Genomic DNA, 18,505 nt, shown 5'->3' with positions numbered 1-18,505 from the left:
GTCGTACCAAACAAATCATGGAGATTACAGACATCTCAGCGACGAAAATCAGTAACGAGTCGTGGGGCGAGTTCATCGAATTCCCGCTCGTCACCATCATGTCCAAGTACGACGAGTACCGCAACGTCGACGGCGAGAACCCGCAGGCCCGCCGCAAGTGGATGGGCCCCGTGGGTGACGTGGTCGTCGAGGTCGAGACGGACGCGGGCATCACCGGCGTCGGCGTCGGCAACTGGGGAACCGGTGCCATCGCCACCGTCGTCGAGGAGACGCTCTCGAAAATCGTCGTCGGCGAGGACCCGATGCAGCGCGAACTGCTCTGGGAACAGATGTACCGCGCCACGCTCCCGTTCGGCCGGAAGGGGGTCGCGGTCATGGCCATCAGCGCGGTCGACCAGGCGCTGTGGGACATCGCCGGGAAGGACGCCGGCAAGCCGGTGTACGAACTGCTCGGCGGCCCCACCAAAGACGAGATTCCCGCCTACGCGTCGAACCTCCACCCCGTCGACATGGAGAAACTCGAGCGCGAGGCAATCCAGTACGTCGAGGAAGGATTCGACGCGATGAAGCTCCGCTTCCTCCACGGCCCCGAGGACGGCCGCGCGGGCATGAAGAAGAACGAGGAAATCGTCGCGACCGTCCGCGACGCCGTCGGCGACGAAATCGAAATCGCGGGCGACGCCTACATGGGCTGGTCGGTCAAGTACGCTAAGGAGATGACCCAGCGCCTCGGTAAGTACGATATGGCGTGGGTCGAGGAGCCGGTCATCGCCGACGACATCTCCGGCTACGCCGAGGTCCGCGAGGCCGCGCCGATGCCGATTTCGGGCGGCGAACACGAGTTCACCCGCTGGGGCCACGAGGACCTCCTCGAGGAGGGCGCGGTCGACATCCTCCAGCCCGACGTGGGTCGCGTCGGCGGCATCACGGAACTGCAGAAAGTCGCCGACATGGCCGAAGTCCACGACGTGCCCGTCATCCCGCACGCCGGTACGAACCCGACGCTCCACGCCATCGCCGGGCACACGAACATGCCGATGGCGGAGTACTTCCCGACCCCCGAGTGGTTCGAGGAGCGTCAGGAGAAACGCGAGTCGACCTACGCCGACGCCATCTTCCAGAACCCGCCGTCGCCCGAAAACGGGTCGATTCCGCTCCCTGACGAACCCGGTGTCAGCACCCAACTGAACCGCGAAGCGCTCGAACACTTCGCCATCGAGTAACGATGTCTGACATCAGCTTCGAGTACAACGTCCCCGTCTTCGCCGGCGCGCCCGACGAGGGGACCGAGCCGACGCACCGCGACACCCCGGAGTACGAGGCGCTCGACTGGGAGACGACCAAGATGGGCGTCCAGAAGGCGGAGGAACTCGGCTTCGACGCGGTGTGGGCACCCGACCACCTGCTGTTGGGCCGCGACCACGCCGAGTACGAGTGCTGGACGCTGCTGTCGGCCATCGCCGGTTTCACCGAGGACATCAACCTCGGCTCGCTCGTCCTCTGTAACGACTACCGCAACCCGGCGCTCGTCGCCAAGATGGCGGCCACGCTCGACGTGATTTCCGACGGGCGGCTGGAACTTGGCCTCGGCGCGGGCTGGCACGAGCCGGAGTACGACGCCTACGGTTGGGAGTACCGCGACGGCTTCGAGCGCCTGATGCGGCTCGACGAGTCCATCCGCCTCATGAAGCGCATGTGGGCCGCCGGGACCGACGGCGCGAGCTTCGACGGGAAGCACTACCAGATCGAGGACGCCTACTGTGTCCCCGGGCCCGTACAGGACCCCCACCCGCCCATCCTCGTCGGCGGGCAGGGTGAGGAGGTCACGCTCAAACTCGTCGCCAAGCACGCCGACGTGTGGAACACCGACGTGTTCAACGGCGACGTGGAGACGCTCGAACACAAAATCGGCGTCATCGAAGACCACTGCGAGACCGTCGGCCGCGACCCCGACGAAATCGAGTACTCGTGGGACGGCCACGTCATCTGCACCCGCGACGAGGAGAAGTTCGACCGCCTGCTCGACCTGATGACGCCCATCCAGTTCGAAGCGGAGTATCAGGACCAAGCGCCCATCGTGACCGAGGAAGACGCTCGGGAGTACTTCATCATGGGAACGCCAGAGGAGTGCGCGGAGGCCATCGAGCGCCGCATCGACGCGGGCGTGACGAAGTTCCAAGGCTGGTTCATCGACTTCCCCGACACCGACGGGATGGAGCTGTTCGCGGACGAAGTCATCCCGCAGTTCAGCTGAGACGCCCCGCGGGTCGCGCTCGCGTCTCCCTCGGGCACTCGTTTTCTTTTTGCCACCCTCGCGTCATACGTCTACCTGACTACCCACAATATCTGAATTATCTAAATGATTCAGATGATTCAGATATTCCTCACATCGGCTCGTCGCTCGTAACGGCTACGCTATTTCCGGCCATAGCGGAAAGACATTTCAGGGATGAGGATTCATAACCAACTATGGCGAAGGACGTTCCGGTCAACGCGGTCAAAATCTCGCTCGAACTCGTCGACCTCCTGCGGGAACTCGACGGGGCGGGCGTCTCGGAGGTAGCCAAGCGGCTCGATAAGCCGACCAGCACGATTCACGACCACCTGCGGACCCTGGAGCAACAGGAGTACCTCGTCAAGGAGGGCGACACGTACTACGTCAGCACGCGGTTCCTCCAGTTGGGCGCTCACGCGCGGTCCCGCCAGAAGGTGTTCAAAATCGCCCGTCCCGAAATAAACGAACTCGCGCAGGTGACCGGCGAGCACGCGAACCTGATGATAGAGGAACACGGTGTCGGCGTCTTCCTGTACCGGTCGCGGGGCCCCGACGCCGTCCGGCTAGACACCCATTCGGGGATGCGTGTCCCCCTGCAGACGACGGCCCTCGGAAAGTCTATCATGGCGAACCGGCCGCGGGAGGAAGTCGAGCGAATCCTCGACCGCCACGGGTTAGAGGCGGTGACGGACCGCTCTATCACGGACCGCGAGGAGCTGTTCGACGTGCTGGAGCAGGTCCGCGAGCGCGGCTACTCGTACGACGACGAAGAGCGCGTCAAGGGCATGCGCTGTGTGGCCGCGCCGATACTCAACGAGGACGACTACGCCATCGCCGCCGTGAGCGTCTCGGGGCCGAAAAGCCGGATGCGCGAGGAGCGGTTCACCGAGGAACTGCCGAACCAGATCCTCAAGAGCGCGAACGTCATCGAGGTGAACCTGACGTACTCGTAGTCGGCGGGCCGCGGACCCATCCCCGCCGTCGCAATGCTGCGTAGAGCGCAACAGTTACGTATCACGGTGTGGCAGAGTGTAACGATGCAACTCGTTCGATACACCGCGGGCGGTGCCCCCGAATGGGGCGTCCACCGCGACGACGACGTCGTCCCGCTTTCCGGCCTCCGCGAAGACGTCACCGTCCAGAACCTGAACAGCCCCGGCTTCCTCACCGTCGTCGAGGACGCCGCGGACGCCGCCGAGGACCAGTCGGTCCCCGTCGAGGACGTAAAGCTCCTCGCGCCCGTCCCGCGCCCCGGAAAAATCGTCTGCGTCGGGCTCAACTATCACGACCACGCCGAAGAACAGGACGAAGAGGTGCCCGAACGTCCGCTTCTGTTCGGTAAGGCCGGCACGTCCGTCACGAACCCCGGCGACCCCATCGTCCACCCGGCGGCCATCGACGAGGTCGACTACGAGGTCGAACTCGGCGTCGTCATCGGCCAGACGGCCAAGAACGTGGACGCCGAGAACGCCTTCGACTACGTCGCGGGCTACACCGCCATCAACGACGTGAGCGGCCGCGACGCCCAGTTCGACGACGGACAGTTCTTCCGCGGCAAGAGCTACGACACGTTCGCCCCGATGGGGCCGACGTTCGTTCCCGAGGCCGACCTCGACCCGCACAACCTCGACGTCGCCTGCCGCGTCAACGGCGAGACGAAACAGGAGTCAAACACCTCCGAGTTCATCTTCGGCGTCGACGAGGTCGTCGAGTACATCAGTAACATCACCACACTCCGACCCGGCGACGTGATCTCCACCGGCACGCCCGGCGGCGTCGGCATCTTCCGCGACCCGCCGGAACTGCTCGCGCCGGGCGACAGCGTCGACGTGGAAATCGAGGGCATCGGCACGCTTACCAACCCGGTCGTCGCCGAGCGCGACGAGTAACCGGCCGCCGTACAGCGCAATTATTTATACGATATCCCGGTACTACCGACTATGAGCACGCACACAGACACCCGATTGAGAGATAGGCATATCGTCGTCACCGGCGGCGCGCGTGGCATCGGCCGCGGTATCGCGGTCCGCTGCGCCCGCGCGGGAGCCGACGTATCGATTTTCGACACGAAGCCCGAGGTGGCCGCGGAGACGGCCGAACTCGTCCGCGAGGCGGGCGGTGAGGCCGAGGTGTACGAGGTCGACGTGACCGACGCCGAGGGCGTCGAAACCGCCGTCGACGCCGCGGTCGAGTCGCTCGGCGACATCCACGGCCTCGTGAACAACGCGGGCGTTCAGCAGGCCATCCCGCTTCTCGAAACGACCGAAGACGACTGGGACCTCCACTTCGAGGTGAACGCCAAGGGGACGTTTCTCGTCTCCAAGGCCGTCGCCGCCCGGATGGTCGACCGCGAAATCGAGGGGAGCATCGTCAACATCTCGTCGGTCGGCGCGGAGCGGCCCTTCGCCGGACAGGGCGCGTACGGCGCGTCCAAGGCGGCCGTTCTCGCCTTCACGACCGTGCTGGCGAAGGAACTGAGCGACCACGGCATCACCGTCAACGCGCTCAAGCCCGGCACCGTCGAGACGCCGATGGTCGAGGCGTGGCTCGACGAACACGCCGAGCAGTCGGGCAAGTCGCCGGACGAAATCCTCGCGGAGACGCTCGACGTGCACATCCTCGACCGAATCGGCCAGCCTGAAGAAGTCGGTCACGTCGCGGTCTTGCTCCTCTCCGAGGAGGGTGACTGGATAACCGGCGAGTCAATCGCCATCGACGGCGGCTACCTCAAGCAATAGCGCGCATTTCGACGGGTTTCGAGGCGTTTCACCGCCACCACCACCACCACCACCACCACCACCATCACCGCCCGCGTCCCGTTTCACCCGCTTCGATACGTCCCCTTCGTCGACTGCTGTCCGGGACACTGGTACGGCCGAGATCGGTGCTTTAGCTTTCAACACGTCGGTTTCACATCGGCGGTCACTACGGGCGATTCTCATCCGGCATCGTCGGACGTCTTTTGCGTAGTACCCCCCGGCAGTCAGTCGCTCCGGAGGCCCGACGCGAACTGACGCGACGGCGCGGAGCCGGGGTGCTCGAAATATCCGTGCCGAGCAGTATCGACCCGCCCGCGGAACGTCGCCGACGCCGCGGTGTCTCCCGGTCGCCTTCGAGCATCGGCGTCGAACCGGCGGATTCGGGCGGGGATTCACACCCGATTCACAACGGTTGCCAAGTACATAATTATTATATAGGTGTGATTCATAGTAGCACATGGTCGGAGCAATCTGACCCATGTGTGATCAGCATCCCGTGCAACCAGCACGATAGCCATCAGTACGTCAGTCATACTGTACGCGCGGTAGCCCCCACCGAGTACGCCTGCCCAACTGGTACTCATGAACGCGTGGGGTGGCTACCTCATCGAGCACAACGTCCCATTGATGCTCCATTTTTCGGCTGTTTCCCGTCGGCTACGTAGCATCTGCATTCTCGATTCACGTTTCGCGCTACTGCCCGGTCTCGCGTGAGTCGCCCAATCCGATCCCATCTCATCCGACATTACCGGACATGTCCGGCTCAATTCTGACGAACGCGCCTCACCGAGTGTGGCGAATCGCTCTCCAAACCTGAAGATATTTTACGTTACCGTGTGAATCACGGGTAATGGGTACCGACCAAAGCACGAACCGTCGCCTAAGCAAGGTAGAACGGGTCATCGAGACGTACGACTTGGACGGATTCGGCGAGCGCCTCGCCGACCGCTGGACGGCTCCCGAGGACAGCGACAGCCTCCGTGACCTCGCGGACCTGATGAACGAGAAGGTGCTCGACGCCGCGCTCCGCGAGGCGGGCGAGGACGTTCTCGAAGGTGAGGTAGAGAACCTCTACACGCTCCTCACCGGGGACGAGACTACTGAAGGGATGCGCGTTCAGGCGAAGAACACACTCCAATCTCGCGGCGTCGACGTCGACCAACTGCTCTCCGATTTCGTCTCTCACCAGGCGGTCTACACCTATCTGACGGAGATTCGCGGCGTCTCGAAAGAGTCCTCGTCCGGGAACAGAATCGACAACGTCGTCGAGTCCATCCAGCGGCTCCGCGGTCGACTGGTCGCGGTCATCGAACAGAGCCTGAGTTCGCTCCGTAACACGAGCAAGCTCCGGCTCGGCGACTTCGACGTCCTCGTGGACACGCAGGTGTACTGCCGCGACTGCGGGACGCAGTACGAGGTCATCGAACTGCTCCGGCGGGGTGGATGCGACTGCGACGAGGACGTGTCGAACTAGCGGCTTACATAATTAGTTCTGTCACATTCTGTTCGATTCAACGGATGATTTTATATTGGTGTACCTATTGGGTCAAGGTATGAGTTCAGAACAAGTGTCGAAATCCAAAGTCCACCTTTCGGTCGAGAACATCGGTGGCATCGACAACCTGTCAACGTCGTTCGAGCCGGGCGTGACGGTTTTGGCGGGACGGAACGCCACGAACCGAACGTCGCTTTTGCGGTCCATCATGGCCGCCCACGGGAGCGACGACGTGGCGCTCAAGGGCGACGCCGACGAGGGCTCGGTCGAGCTCACTATCGGCGACGAGACGTACACCCGGACGTTCGAGCGACAGGGCGACACGGTCATCTCCGGCGGAAACCCCGTCCTCGACGACCCGGACCTCGCGGACCTCTTCGCGTTCCTGCTCGAGACGAACGACGCCCGACAGGCGGTCGCACGCGGTGACGACCTCCGCGACCTCATCATGCGTCCGGTGGACGTCGAGTCCATCAACGAGCAGATCGAGTCGCTCCAGCAGGAGAAACGCGACATCGCCGACGAACTCTCGACGCTCAGCAACCTCTCGGACCGCCTGCCGCAGCTCGAACGCCGGCGGACGAAACTCGAAGACCAAATCGAGGAGAAGGAAGACGAGCTCGCCGAGAAAGAACAGGAAGTCGAAGAGTACGACGCCAGCGTGAGCGAGCGGCAGGAAGTCGAGAGCGAGCTCGAATCTAAGCTCGGCGACCTCCGGAGCAAGCGCCGCGACATCAACGACGTGGACCGCCGCATCGAGACGGAAAAACAGAGTCTCGACGCGCTCGAATCGGAAGAGGACGAACTCGAGGACGACGCCGAGGACCTCCCCGAAGTCGCGGGCGGCAGAATCGACGAAATCGAGTCCGAAATCAGCCGCCTCCGGACGCGTCGCCAGCAGATTCAGTCGACCGTCAACGAGCTCCAGTCCGTGATTCAGTTCAACGAGGAGATGCTCTCTGGCACCTCCTCGGACGTCGTGGACGCGCTCCGCGACGCCGACGACTCCGGCGGCAGCGTCACCGACCAACTGCTCGGCGACGACCAGGTCGTCTGCTGGACGTGCGGTTCCGAGGTCGATAAGTCCGAAATCGAGGGCACGCTCGAACGCCTCCGAACGCTCCGCGAGGACAAACTCGAGGACAACCGCGAACACCGGGAACAGCTCTCCGAACTCGAAGACGAGAAGTCCACCTACGAGCGTCGCCAGCGCGAGCGCGACCGCATCGAGCGCCGCCTGTCCGAAATCGAAAGCGAGCGCGAGACGCGCCAAGAGCGCATCGAGGAGCTCAAATCCGATCGCTCGGACCTCGAAGACGAAATCGACTCGCTCGAACAGACCGTCGACGAACTCGAAAGCGAGGAACACGGCGACCTGCTCGACCTCCACCGCGAGGCGAACCAGCTCGAATACGACCTCGGTCGCCTCCGCAGCGACCTTGAGGGCGTCGAAGACGAAATCGCGGACATCGAGCGCAAACTCGACGAGCGCGACGAACTCGAAGCGGCCCGCGAGGACATCGAAGACGAACTCGCGGAGCTTCGGACGCGCATCAAGCGCCTCGAATCCGAGGCCGTCGAGGAGTTCAACACCCACATGGACGACGTGCTCGACGTGCTCGAGTACGACAACCTCGACCGCATCTGGATCGAGCGCACCGAAAAGCGGGTTCGGGAGGGCCGAAAGAAGGTCAAGAAGTCGGTGTTCGACCTCCACGTCATCCGGACGAACGAAGACGGCGTGAGCTACGAGGACTCCGTCGCCCACCTCTCCGAGTCCGAGCGCGAGGTGACCGGCCTCGTGTTCGCGCTCGCGGGCTACCTCATCCACGACGTCTACGAGACGGTTCCGTTCATGGTCCTCGACTCGCTGGAGGCCATCGACTCGAACCGCATCTCGCGGCTCGTCGACTACTTCGCGGACTACGCCGACTACCTCGCCGTCGCCCTCCTCGAAGAGGACGCGCAGGCCGTCGACAGCGACTACCCGCGCTACTCGCCGGCGTAACGTCGCCGCCGCCGGGTTCATCTCTCGTTTTTTCGCACCCGCGTCGAGACGCACTCCGAGCGGAGCGCCCTGTTTCGATTTACACTATTAGGTGTGTCACGAGTCGGGTGAATCCGAAGGCCGCGGACCGCGCTCAAGAGAGCGCGATGCTCAGTTCGAGTTCCTCGGCGATGCCGAGGAGGACTTCGGTGAGACGGTCGAACTGCTCGCCTTTCATCCGATTGGACGGGCCGGCGACGCTCAGCGCGCCGAACACGTCGCCGTCCGGCCCCATGACCGGGGCTCCGACCGCGCGGACGCCGTCAATCTGTTCTTCGACGTTCAGCGCGTAGCCACGCTCTCTGATTTCGGCGAGTTCGTCGAACAGCGCCTCCTCGTCGTGAATCGTCTGGTCGGTTTCCTTCGGAAGTCCGACTCGCTCGACGATTTCGCGGACCCGCTCTGTCGGCATGTTGGCGAGGATAGCCTTCCCGCTCGCCGTCGAGTGGAGGTAGACGCGCTTTCCCACGGTCGACTGCGTCCAGACGCCGTGTTTTCCGGGCGAGGTGTGGACGTACACTCCTCGGCCGTGCTCTTCGACGGTGAAGATGGAGCGCCGCTCGGACTCCTCGGCGAGCACGTTGGTGTAGTGTTCGGCTTTCCCGAAACGGCGTTTCCGCGTCCGGACGAAGTTCCCGAGGCCGAGGAAGCGAAGCCCGAGATGGTAGGTATCGCCCTCTTTGACCACGTATTCCTGTGCTTCGAGGGTCGTCACGTGGGTGTGTGCGGTACTCGGAGCGATGTCGAGTTCGCGGGCGATTTCGGTCACGCCGGCACCGTCGCGTTCCCGGAGTAATTCGACGATTCTGAGGGTTGTAACCGTCGTTTTGAGCGAGCGGTCGTTCGCGTTTGTGGTCATTACCTGCGGGTCGTCACCACGACACATAGTATTTTCGGCTCTCCCGAATGATATTTTCTAGATGACGAATCTGGGGCGTACCGACGCCGGAACGAGTCGTTTGTGAACGATACGCACGATATGTGCTCGATTCGGCGGATATCACCCCGTCGTTGGTTCGGCGAGCGAGACAATCGAAACCGGGGGACAGCGGCTCGAACGTTCCGGATATCCGGTGCTACGCCGCTTTCTCGGTTTCGGCGTCTCCCACCGTTTACATTCGCTCCTCGTGAATCACAATCTCTAACCCGAATATGGCGCCTGAACGTCCACCGCTCCGGAAGTGTTATTATGGTTTCTCCAGTCGAAGCACACGAGACGCAATGAATCACAACGAGACGTTCGAGACGGTCGAGTCGCTGGAGGCGGAACTCGTCTCGCTCACCGAGTCGCTCTGGGAGACGCCCGAACTCGGGCTTCACGAGACCGAGTCAGCCGAGTTGCTCTCGTCGGTTCTCCGCGACGCCGGGTTCGACGTCACCGAGGGTCTCGGTGGGATGCCGACGGCGTTCAGCGCGACCTACGGCGAGGGCGAACCGCACGTCGGCATCCTCGGCGAGTACGACGCCCTCCCCGGACTGTCGCAGACGGTGTCGTCGAGCAGGGAACCTGTCGAGGCCGGCGCGCCGGGCCACGGCTGCGGACACAACCTCTTCGGAGTCGCCGGCGTCGGTGCTGCCCTCGCCGCGAAGCGCGCCATCGACGATGGCCGGGCCGAGGGGACGGTCACGTTCTTCGGCTGTCCTGCCGAGGAGATACTCGTCGGCAAGGTGTTCATGGCCCGCGACGGGGCGTTCGACGACCTCGACGCCGCGCTCACGTGGCACCCGAGCCACCTCAGCGCCCCGTTCATGGCTCAGACGCTCGCGATGAACTCCGTCGAGTACACGTTTCACGGCGAGTCGGCCCACGCCGCCGACAGCCCCCAGTCGGGTCGGAGCGCGCTCGACGCGGTCGAACTGCTGAACACCGGGTCAGAGTTCATGCGCGAGCACGTCTCCGACGACGCCCGCATCCACTACACCATCCCCGACGGCGGCGGCGCGCCGAACGTCGTCCCCGCGGAGGCGACGGCGTGGTTCTACGTTCGCGCGCCGACCCGCGGCGAGGTGGACCGTATCACCGACTGGCTCGACGACGTGGCCGAGGGCGCGGCGCTCATGACCCAGACGACGGTGTCGCGGCGGTTCCACACCGGCTGTTACGACTACGTGGCGAATCACGCGCTGTCGGATACACTGCTGGAGAATATGCGACTTGCCGGTCCCATCCCGTACACCGACGAGGACCGCGAGTTCGCGGCGGAGCTTCAGGAGACGCTCTCGGCCGAGACCATCGAGGCGCGGACGACGCAACTTCCGGAGGACCGACGCGAGGCGGCGCGCTCGTCGGTGCTGTATCCCGACGCCCAACCCTCCTACGACGTGGGGACAGTGCTCAACGGCTCCACGGACGTCGGCGACGTGAGCTGGATTACGCCGACCGCGCAGTTCTGGGCGGCGTCGTGGCCGGTTGGGACGCCGTCGCACACGTGGCAGGCGGTCGCCGCAAACGGGAGCTTCGGGTCGAAGGCGGCCGTGTACGCCGCGAAAGTCCTCGCGGCGACGACGCTCGACCTCTTTTCGGACGAGGCGTTGGTGGCGTCGGCCCGCGAGGAGTTCGAGGCATCGGTGCCCGGTGAGTACGAGTCGGCGCTTCCGGAGGGGACGGAACCGCCGTTCCACCTCACGCTGTAAGCGGTAGTCGTCGGGAAAATCAGCTCTCGTTTCGGTTCGCATTTTCGCTCGCTACAGTCCGTCTCCTCGCCGCCGAGGTTCGCGTCACTCCAATTCCGACTGGAGATGCGTCAGGATGCGCTCGGTCGTCGCCTCGATGACCTCTTCGAGGAACTCGGGGTCGGACTGCGTCGGGTCGCCGAGGCCACCCTCGACGGTCAGGTCGTCGAAGTGGACGTACTGGCGGACCTCGTAGCGGTTCTTCTTCGTCTGCGGCGTCTTGCGGTCGCCGTGGACGAGTTCGGGGCGGTAGTGTTCGATGACGCTCGTCTCGTACTCGCCGGCGTGACCCCACTCGGTGCCGAACCGCTCTTCTAACTGGTCGCGGGCGAAGTCGGTCCAGTGGGCGTAGTACGAGTCGAGTCCGTGGTCGCGCTGGAGTCGGTCGAGCGCGAGCTTGTGCGGCTCGATGTTGCCACCGTGGAAGTTGGCGACGAGAAACCGGGTCGCGCCGTGGCGCTGGACCGACCGGCCCACGTCGATGATTATCTCCTGGTACGTGTCGGCTCCGAGCGAGACGGTCCCCGCGTAGTTGATGTGGTGCTCCGAGTAGCCGTACGGGAGGACCGGCAGAACGAGGAGATTCAGGTCGTGTTCCGGGGCCGCCGCGGCGAGTTCCGCGGTCAGGTTCTCCGCCCGGATGGAGTCGACTGAGGTCGGGAGGTGCGTCGAGTGCTGTTCGGTTGCTCCGCAGGGGAGCACGACGAAGTCCGCCTCGTCGAACGCGGTTTCGGCTTCCTGCCACGTCATCTCCGCTAGGAGTGACTGTGACTCCGTTGAGTCCATACGGAGATACGCACAGTTGTCGTATATAATACTTCACGAAGCGGCAGTATGGGGGGACAAGAGGAAACGAATGTACAGTATGCAAATGCTTATGGTGGTGATGCCGAAATGATTCGGCGTCAATGATGAGAGAGAGTGTCTCACGTAGAAACATACTGAAAGCGACGGGTGCGTCGATACCCGTCTTACTCGCCGGCTGTACGTCCGACTCCGGTTCCGAAACGACGACCGAGGGCGACGGCGGCGGCGGAACGACCACGAGCGGCGGGACGGAGACGACCTCCGGGAGCCCCGACGCGACGATAAACATCGGACAGTCGCTGAACCCCGTCCGATTCGACCCGATAACGCAGCTTTCGAACCCCGACGCGCTCGTCGCGAACCGGGTGTTCAGTCAGCTGTACACCTACGGCGAGGGGACAGACGTGGTTCCGAACCTCGCGACGAGCATGCCGACCATCGAGCGGGACAACACCCGCTACGTCGTCGAAATCGTCGACAACGCGATGTTCCACAACGGCGACCCGGTCACCGCCGAGGACGTGGCCTACTCGTTCCGCGCGCCGATAGAAGAGGAGACGCCCCTCTTGGGCATCTTTAGCGTCATCGATTCGGTCGAGGCCATCGACGAGACGACGGTCCAGTTCGACCTCTCGAACCCCTACGCGATGTTCCAGCACGTCCTCACCCACCAGGTCGTGCCGGAGGCCGTCCGCGAGGAGGACAAAGAGGCGTTCAGCACGCAACAGCCCATCGGTTCGGGGCCGTTCAAGTTCGTCGAGTGGGAAGAGAGCAACTACGTCACGCTCGAACGCTGGGACGACTACTGGGGCGACGAACTGCCCAACGTCGCGGGCGTCGAGTTCACGCCCATCACGGAGTCGACGACGCGCGTCACCAACCTCCGGACGGGCGACGTGGACGTCATCGAGACGATTCCGCCCCGGCTCTGGGACACCGTCGAGAGCACCGAAGACACGAGCATCTCCGAAATCGAGAGCGTCGGGTACTTCTACGTCGCGTTCAACTGCAACGAGGGCCCGACCGCCGACAAGCGCGTCCGCGAGGCCATCGACTACAGCTTCTCGATGGACGACGCGGTCGACCGCTACATCGACCCGGCCGGACTCCGCCAGTACGGCCCGCTTCCGGGGCCGATGGTCGAAGAGTGGGACATGCCGCTCGAAGAGTGGATGGAGATTCCGAACGACAAAGACGTCGAGCAGGCGACGGCGCTGTTCGAGGAGGCGGGCGTCCCCGCCGACTGGGACGCGAAGATTATCGTCCCGCCGGACGACAACCGCGAGAACATCGGCCTCTCCATCGCCAACGGCATCAAGGAGGCCGGCTACGAGGCCCACGTCGAACGGCTCGACTGGGGCGCGATGCTCAGCCGCGCGTACACCGGCAACGCCTCGGACTACAACATCTACGTCCTCGGGTGGGTCCGCTACCCCGACCCCGACGACTTCATGTTCAACCTGTTCCACGAGGAGTCCGAGGGCGTGAACCAGGGCGTCTACTACAAGAACGACGAGGTGATGGAGCAGATTAAGGGCGCGCGCGAATCGACCGACCGCGACGAGCGCCAACAGCTCTACCAGTCCGCCATCTCGACGCTTCTGGAGGACAAAGTTCACCTCCCCGCGTTCAACTACAAGAACTCTTACGGCGTGAAGTCCGCCGTCAGCGACTTCCAGGTCCACCCGGTTTCGCCGCAGAATCCGCGGCTCCTCACCGGCTACAACAACGTCTCGGTCGACAGATGATGTTGTACTGTCGGTAACAGTTACCAAACGTTATATGCTCACTCCCCATCCACTCCACCCATGACGACAACCGGTTACATCGGACGGCGATTACTCCAAATCGTTCCGGTCTTGCTGTTCGTCGTTACGGTCACGTTCGTCCTCATCAACTCGATACCCGGCGACCCGGTTCGCATCCTCGTCGGGCCGGCCGCCGACGCGGCGGCTATCGAGGCCGCCCGCGCGAAGTACGGCCTCGACCAACCGCTGTACGTCCGGTACGTCAGGTACCTCGCGGCGGTTGCGACGGGCGACTTCGGGACGAGCATCCACTACGGTGGGGTCGCGGTGACGGAGAAAATCTTCGAGCGGCTCCCGGTGACGCTGCTGCTGCTCGCGTCGAGTTTCACCCTCGCAATCGGCACCGCGATTCCGCTGGGCATCTTCGCCGCCAAGAACCGTAACAACGGCTACGACCACCTCGCCCGCGTCACGTCGCTCATCGGCGTCAGCACCCCGAGCTTCTGGGTCGGCCTGCTGCTCATCATCGTGTTCGCGTACTACGGCGACCTCCTGCCGCCGAGCGGGCTCATCATGCCGTGGGCCGACCCCGCGTCGGTCGACGGGGCGACGTCGAGACTGGACGTGCTCGTGACTGCGGCGTCGCATCTGATACTCCCCTCTATCACGCTGGGGACGCTCCAGATGGCGGCCATCACGCGCATCGAGCGGTCGTCGATGCTCGAAGTGCTCAACAAGGACTACGTCCAACTCGCCCGCGCCTACGGGGTCTCAGAGCGGACGATTCTCCGGCGACAGGCGTTCAAGAACGCGCAACTGCCGGTGCTCACCGTCATCGGCATCCAGATGACGACCGCCCTCGGCGGCGCGGTGCTGACCGAGACGGTCTTCAACATCAACGGGATGGGGAACCTCATCATCACCGCGGTTCGGGCGCAGGACTACCAGCTCATCATGGGAACGACGATATTCTTCGCCATCGTGTTCGTCCTCGGCGTGCTCGTCGTGGACGTGCTGTACGCGGTTATCGACCCGCGCATCTCCTACGGGGGTGGTGCCGGTGAGTGATTCGACGGCCGCCGTCGGCGACTCGGCCCGCACGGGCGGCGTCGCGGACGCCGACGAGCGCTCGGCCGTCTCGCGCACCTCGCAGGTGCTTCGACAGCTCAAGCGCAACTCGGCGTCGCGCGTCGGTCTCTACGTCATCGGGCTCGTGACGCTCGTCGCGCTGTTGACGACTATCGACGCTGACCTGTTCGACTACCAGTTCGCGGCGACGTTCTGGTACCACCCGGAGAACGACCCGGCGGGAAGCACCATCCTGCTTCCACCGGTCGGCATCGAAAACAGCTTCGGGACGGGGTCGTGGGCGCATCCGCTCGGGACGGACCACCGCGGCCGCGACATCCTCGTCAGGCTGGTCTACGGCACCCGCATCGCCGTCCAGGTCGGTCTCATCGCGACGGGCATCGGGATGACCATCGGGACGGTCGTCGGTGCGGTCTCCGGCTACTACGGCGGCTGGGTGGACGACGTGCTTCAGCGGTTCGTCGAATCGCTGTACGCGATTCCGTTCCTCATCCTCGTCATCGCAATCATGTCCGCGTTCGGCAAGGAACTCGGCATCGCTATCGTCGGCGTCTCCATCACGACGATTCCGGTGTTCACGCGACTGATTCGATCGCAGGTGCTGAGCGTCCGGGAGATGGAGTACGTCGAGGCCGCGAAGGCCGCCGGCGTGCGCGACCGCCACATCATCTTCCGCCACATCATCCCCAACAGTTTCGCGCCGGTGCTCGTCCAGTCGACGCTGCAGGTCGGCGTGAACATCCTCATCGTCGCGTCGCTGTCGTTCCTCGGGTTCGGGGTCCAACCCCCGACGCCGTCGTGGGGGCAGATGCTCGCCCACTCGCGGCAGTACATGATCGTCAACCCGTGGTTCAGTATCTGGCCGGGCCTCGCGATTCTCGCGACGGTCATCGGCTTCAACCTGCTGGGCGACGGCCTGCGCGACGCAATCGACCCGCGGTCGAACGACTGACGATGAACGGACCACACGTCTCACCGACCGTCCGCCGCGGGGCCGGGAGTAGCCCGGTCTCCGCCGCTCGCTCGCCCGCCGAACTATCGCTCCCTCCCCGGGACGGCGTCGGAACTCGCTCTCGCGGCTCTGCAGAGGCACCCATCTCACGCACCGACGCCCCCCACCACTCCACGACCAATGTCTGATACGCTACTCACCGTCCGCGACCTGCACACCCACTTCCGCACCGACGCGGGGACCGTCCGGGCCGTCGACGGTATCTCGTTCGAGGTACAGCGCGGCGAAGTGCTCGGCCTAGTCGGCGAGAGCGGCGCCGGAAAGAGCGTCGCGGCGCGGAGCATCATGCGCCTCATCGACTCGCCGGGCGTCATCGCCAACGGCGAGGTCCGGTTCGAAGACGACCTGCTCGTCGGCGTCGAGCGCGGCGACGACCCCGACGACGAACCGCGGCAGGACCCCGAGATGCTGTCGAGCCGCGAGATTCGCGAGCGCATTCGGGGCCGCGAAATCGCGATGATATTTCAGGACCCCACGGAGAGCCTCAACCCGGTGTTCACCGTCGGCGAGCAGTTGAGCGAGATTATCGGGCTCAACCGCGACGTGTCGGCGGCCGAGGCCGAGGCCATCGCCGTCGAGCGCCTCCGCGAGGTCGGTATCCCCGAGGCCGAACGCCGGATGGACGACTACCCCCACGAGTTCTCCGGCGGGATGCGCCAGCGCGTCCTCATCGCGATGGCGTTCGCGTGCGAACCGAGCCTCGTCATCGCCGACGAGCCGACCACCGCGCTCGACGTGACCGTCGAGGCGCAGATTCTCGACCTCGTGAAGGACCTCGCGGCCCGCTACGACACGTCGTTCGTCTGGGTCACCCACGACATGGGCGTCGTCGCCGAGATATGCGACCGCGTGGCCGTGATGTACCTCGGCGAAATCGTCGAGCAGGCGACCGTCGACGACCTCTTTCACGACACGAAACACCCCTACACCGAGGCGCTCCTCGGGTCGATTCCGCGGCCCGACCGCGACGTGGACGGTCTGTCGCCCATCGAGGGCATCATGCCGGAAGCCATCAACCCGCCGAGCGGCTGTCGCTTCCACACGCGGTGTCCGCACGCCCGAGAGGCGTGTCTGCAGGTCCACCCCGACACCCGACTCGTCGTCGAGGGCGGCGAGGGAGACGGTGACGTGGCGATACAGGCCGGCGACGGAACCGCCGTCACCGAAGTCGCCGCCGCGCCGCACCGGGCGGCGTGCCTGCGCAACGACTCGTTCGCCGAGGCGGGCTACTGGGAGAGCGTCCCGCTCGACGACGCCGCGCCCGCCTCCGGGTCGGCCGCCGCCGAGTCGGATTCCGCTTCGGCCGACGACGCCGCCGACACCGGTACCGGTTCCACCTTCGACCCCGACGCCGACCCACTGCTCAGCGTGCGCGACCTGCGGAAGTACTTCGACGCGAGCGACGGCTTCCTCGACCGCCTCCGGTTCGACCGCGACGCGGGACTGCTTCCCTTCTCGGTCGACCGCGAGTACGTTCGCGCGGTCGACGGCGTCTCGTTCGACATCCTGCCCGGCGAGACGCTCGGCCTCGTCGGCGAGTCCGGCTGCGGGAAGTCGACGCTCGCGCGGACGCTCCTTCGGCTGGTCGACCCGACCTCCGGCGACATCGTCTTCGACGGGGAGAACCTCGCCGAACTGTCGAAAGAGGAGCTTCGCAAGCGCCGCAAGCGCATGCAGTTCGTCTTTCAGGACCCGCAGGCGTCGCTCGACCCGCGGATGACCGTCGGCGAAATCGTCGAGGAGCCGATGCAGGCCCACGGGCTCTACGAGGGCGAACGCGAGGCCCGGGCGCGCGAACTGCTGGAGACGGTCGGCCTCGACGCCGACCACTACAACCGCTACCCGCACCAGTTCTCCGGCGGCCAGCGCCAGCGGGTCAACCTCGCGCGGGCGCTCTCGGTCGACCCCGACTTCATCGTCTGCGACGAGCCGACCTCGGCGCTCGACGCGTCGGTGCAGGCGCAGGTGCTCAACACGATGAAAGAGCTTCAGGACGAGTTCGGGCTGACGTACCTCTTCATCAGCCACGACCTGAGCGTCATCCGCCACGTCTGCGACCGCGTGGCCGTGATGTACCTCGGCGAACTGGTCGAACTCGCCGACAAGGACGACCTGTTCGAGTCGCCGAAACACCCCTACACGCGGGCGTTACTCTCGTCGATTCCGGTTCCTGACCCCAGGGTGTCCCGCGAGACCGTCCCGCTGTCCGGCGACGTTCCGTCGCCGATTCACCCGCCGAGCGGCTGCCGGTTCCACACCCGGTGTCCGAGCCTCGTCGCCCCGGCGGAACTCGACCTCGGCGACGAGGAGTGGGACCGCGTGCGCCGGTTCGTCAGAGCCGTCCAGCGCGAGTCCCCGGATGTCGTCGCCGACGATGCTCGCGCGACCTACTTCCCAGACGGCCTCCCCGCCGGCGACGCCGGTACGACCGTGGAGCGCGCGCTCTCGCTCGCGGCCGACGGCGCGTGGCGCGACGCCGCGTCGCTCCTGACCGAGACGTTCGTCGAGCCCAGCGTCTGTACCTCCGAGGTGCCGGCGCTGGACTCGCCCGACGAACTCGACCGTATCGTCAGCTGTCACCACTACTCCTGAAAAAGCGC

At 64.8% G+C, this 18,505-nt stretch carries 14 protein-coding genes; 12 read left to right on the top strand and 2 right to left on the bottom strand.

Annotation, left to right across the window (positions count from 1 at the left end; translation table 11 throughout):
* Nucleotides 1–17: 17 nt before the first annotated feature.
* The 7 genes from rhcD (at nucleotide 18) to BN984_RS15785 (ending at nucleotide 8,537) form a co-directional block, all read left to right on the top strand.
* The gene (rhcD, locus tag BN984_RS15815; protein ID WP_004972028.1) at nucleotides 18–1,223 is read left to right on the top strand and encodes an L-rhamnonate dehydratase; all 1,206 of its coding nucleotides are present in this window, start codon (nucleotides 18–20) and stop codon (nucleotides 1,221–1,223) included.
* Between the two features lie 2 nt (nucleotides 1,224–1,225).
* Nucleotides 1,226–2,254 carry a TIGR03560 family F420-dependent LLM class oxidoreductase gene (locus BN984_RS15810; RefSeq protein WP_008096939.1) on the top strand — a complete coding sequence of 343 codons (1,029 nt, stop codon included), beginning with the start codon at nucleotides 1,226–1,228 and terminating at the stop codon, nucleotides 2,252–2,254.
* 215 nt (nucleotides 2,255–2,469) lie between these two features.
* A complete protein-coding gene (locus BN984_RS15805) occupies nucleotides 2,470–3,228 on the top strand; it encodes an IclR family transcriptional regulator (protein ID WP_004972025.1) in 759 nt (252 codons plus the stop codon).
* A gap of 84 nt (nucleotides 3,229–3,312) precedes the next feature.
* The gene (gene rhcF, locus BN984_RS15800) at nucleotides 3,313–4,164 is read left to right on the top strand and encodes a 2,4-diketo-3-deoxy-L-rhamnonate hydrolase (protein WP_008096937.1); all 852 of its coding nucleotides are present in this window, start codon (nucleotides 3,313–3,315) and stop codon (nucleotides 4,162–4,164) included.
* Nucleotides 4,165–4,215: 51 nt separating this feature from the next.
* On the top strand, nucleotides 4,216–5,013 hold the full coding sequence (gene rhcB / locus BN984_RS15795; RefSeq protein WP_008096936.1) for an L-rhamnose 1-dehydrogenase: 798 nt from the start codon (nucleotides 4,216–4,218) through the stop codon (nucleotides 5,011–5,013).
* Nucleotides 5,014–5,884: 871 nt separating this feature from the next.
* Nucleotides 5,885–6,508 carry a rod-determining factor RdfA gene (gene rdfA / locus BN984_RS15790; protein ID WP_008096935.1) on the top strand — a complete coding sequence of 208 codons (624 nt, stop codon included), beginning with the start codon at nucleotides 5,885–5,887 and terminating at the stop codon, nucleotides 6,506–6,508.
* Between the two features lie 79 nt (nucleotides 6,509–6,587).
* Nucleotides 6,588–8,537 carry an archaea-specific SMC-related protein gene (locus BN984_RS15785; protein WP_049968696.1) on the top strand — a complete coding sequence of 650 codons (1,950 nt, stop codon included), beginning with the start codon at nucleotides 6,588–6,590 and terminating at the stop codon, nucleotides 8,535–8,537.
* Between the two features lie 133 nt (nucleotides 8,538–8,670).
* Here BN984_RS15785 and BN984_RS15780 read toward each other — a convergent pair whose 3' ends face one another.
* Complete coding sequence (locus BN984_RS15780) at nucleotides 8,671–9,435, bottom strand: IclR family transcriptional regulator (RefSeq protein WP_008096933.1); 765 nt, start codon at nucleotides 9,433–9,435, stop codon at nucleotides 8,671–8,673.
* A gap of 362 nt (nucleotides 9,436–9,797) precedes the next feature.
* On the opposite strand from BN984_RS15780, the gene BN984_RS15775 reads away from it, so the two are divergent.
* Nucleotides 9,798–11,210, top strand: a complete 1,413-nt coding sequence (locus BN984_RS15775; RefSeq protein ID WP_049968695.1) for an amidohydrolase — start codon at nucleotides 9,798–9,800, stop codon at nucleotides 11,208–11,210.
* An 84-nt stretch (nucleotides 11,211–11,294) separates the two neighbouring features.
* On the opposite strand, the gene BN984_RS15770 is transcribed toward BN984_RS15775, so the two are convergent.
* Nucleotides 11,295–11,999, bottom strand: a complete 705-nt coding sequence (locus tag BN984_RS15770) for a creatininase family protein (RefSeq protein WP_049968828.1) — start codon at nucleotides 11,997–11,999, stop codon at nucleotides 11,295–11,297.
* A 161-nt stretch (nucleotides 12,000–12,160) separates the two neighbouring features.
* On the opposite strand from BN984_RS15770, the gene BN984_RS15765 reads away from it, so the two are divergent.
* The 4 genes from BN984_RS15765 to BN984_RS15750 all read left to right on the top strand — a co-directional run bounded on the left by BN984_RS15765 (nucleotide 12,161) and on the right by BN984_RS15750 (nucleotide 18,497).
* Nucleotides 12,161–13,804 (top strand): ABC transporter substrate-binding protein, encoded by a 1,644-nt coding sequence (locus tag BN984_RS15765; protein ID WP_049913721.1) that lies wholly within the window; start codon nucleotides 12,161–12,163, stop codon nucleotides 13,802–13,804.
* Between the two features lie 60 nt (nucleotides 13,805–13,864).
* Complete coding sequence (locus BN984_RS15760) at nucleotides 13,865–14,872, top strand: ABC transporter permease (RefSeq protein ID WP_049968694.1); 1,008 nt, start codon at nucleotides 13,865–13,867, stop codon at nucleotides 14,870–14,872.
* Complete coding sequence (locus BN984_RS15755; RefSeq protein ID WP_181950717.1) at nucleotides 14,865–15,845, top strand: ABC transporter permease; 981 nt, start codon at nucleotides 14,865–14,867, stop codon at nucleotides 15,843–15,845. The genes BN984_RS15760 and BN984_RS15755 overlap by 8 nt, the downstream gene beginning before the upstream one ends.
* A gap of 180 nt (nucleotides 15,846–16,025) precedes the next feature.
* Nucleotides 16,026–18,497 carry a dipeptide ABC transporter ATP-binding protein gene (locus BN984_RS15750; RefSeq protein WP_049968693.1) on the top strand — a complete coding sequence of 824 codons (2,472 nt, stop codon included), beginning with the start codon at nucleotides 16,026–16,028 and terminating at the stop codon, nucleotides 18,495–18,497.
* The last annotated feature ends 8 nt before the right edge of the window (nucleotides 18,498–18,505 follow it).

Source organism: Haloferax prahovense, from assembly GCF_000723845.1.
In the GTDB taxonomy this organism is placed as follows: Archaea; Halobacteriota; Halobacteria; order Halobacteriales; family Haloferacaceae; genus Haloferax; species Haloferax prahovense.
This window is presented reverse-complemented; position numbering and strand designations above follow the sequence as displayed.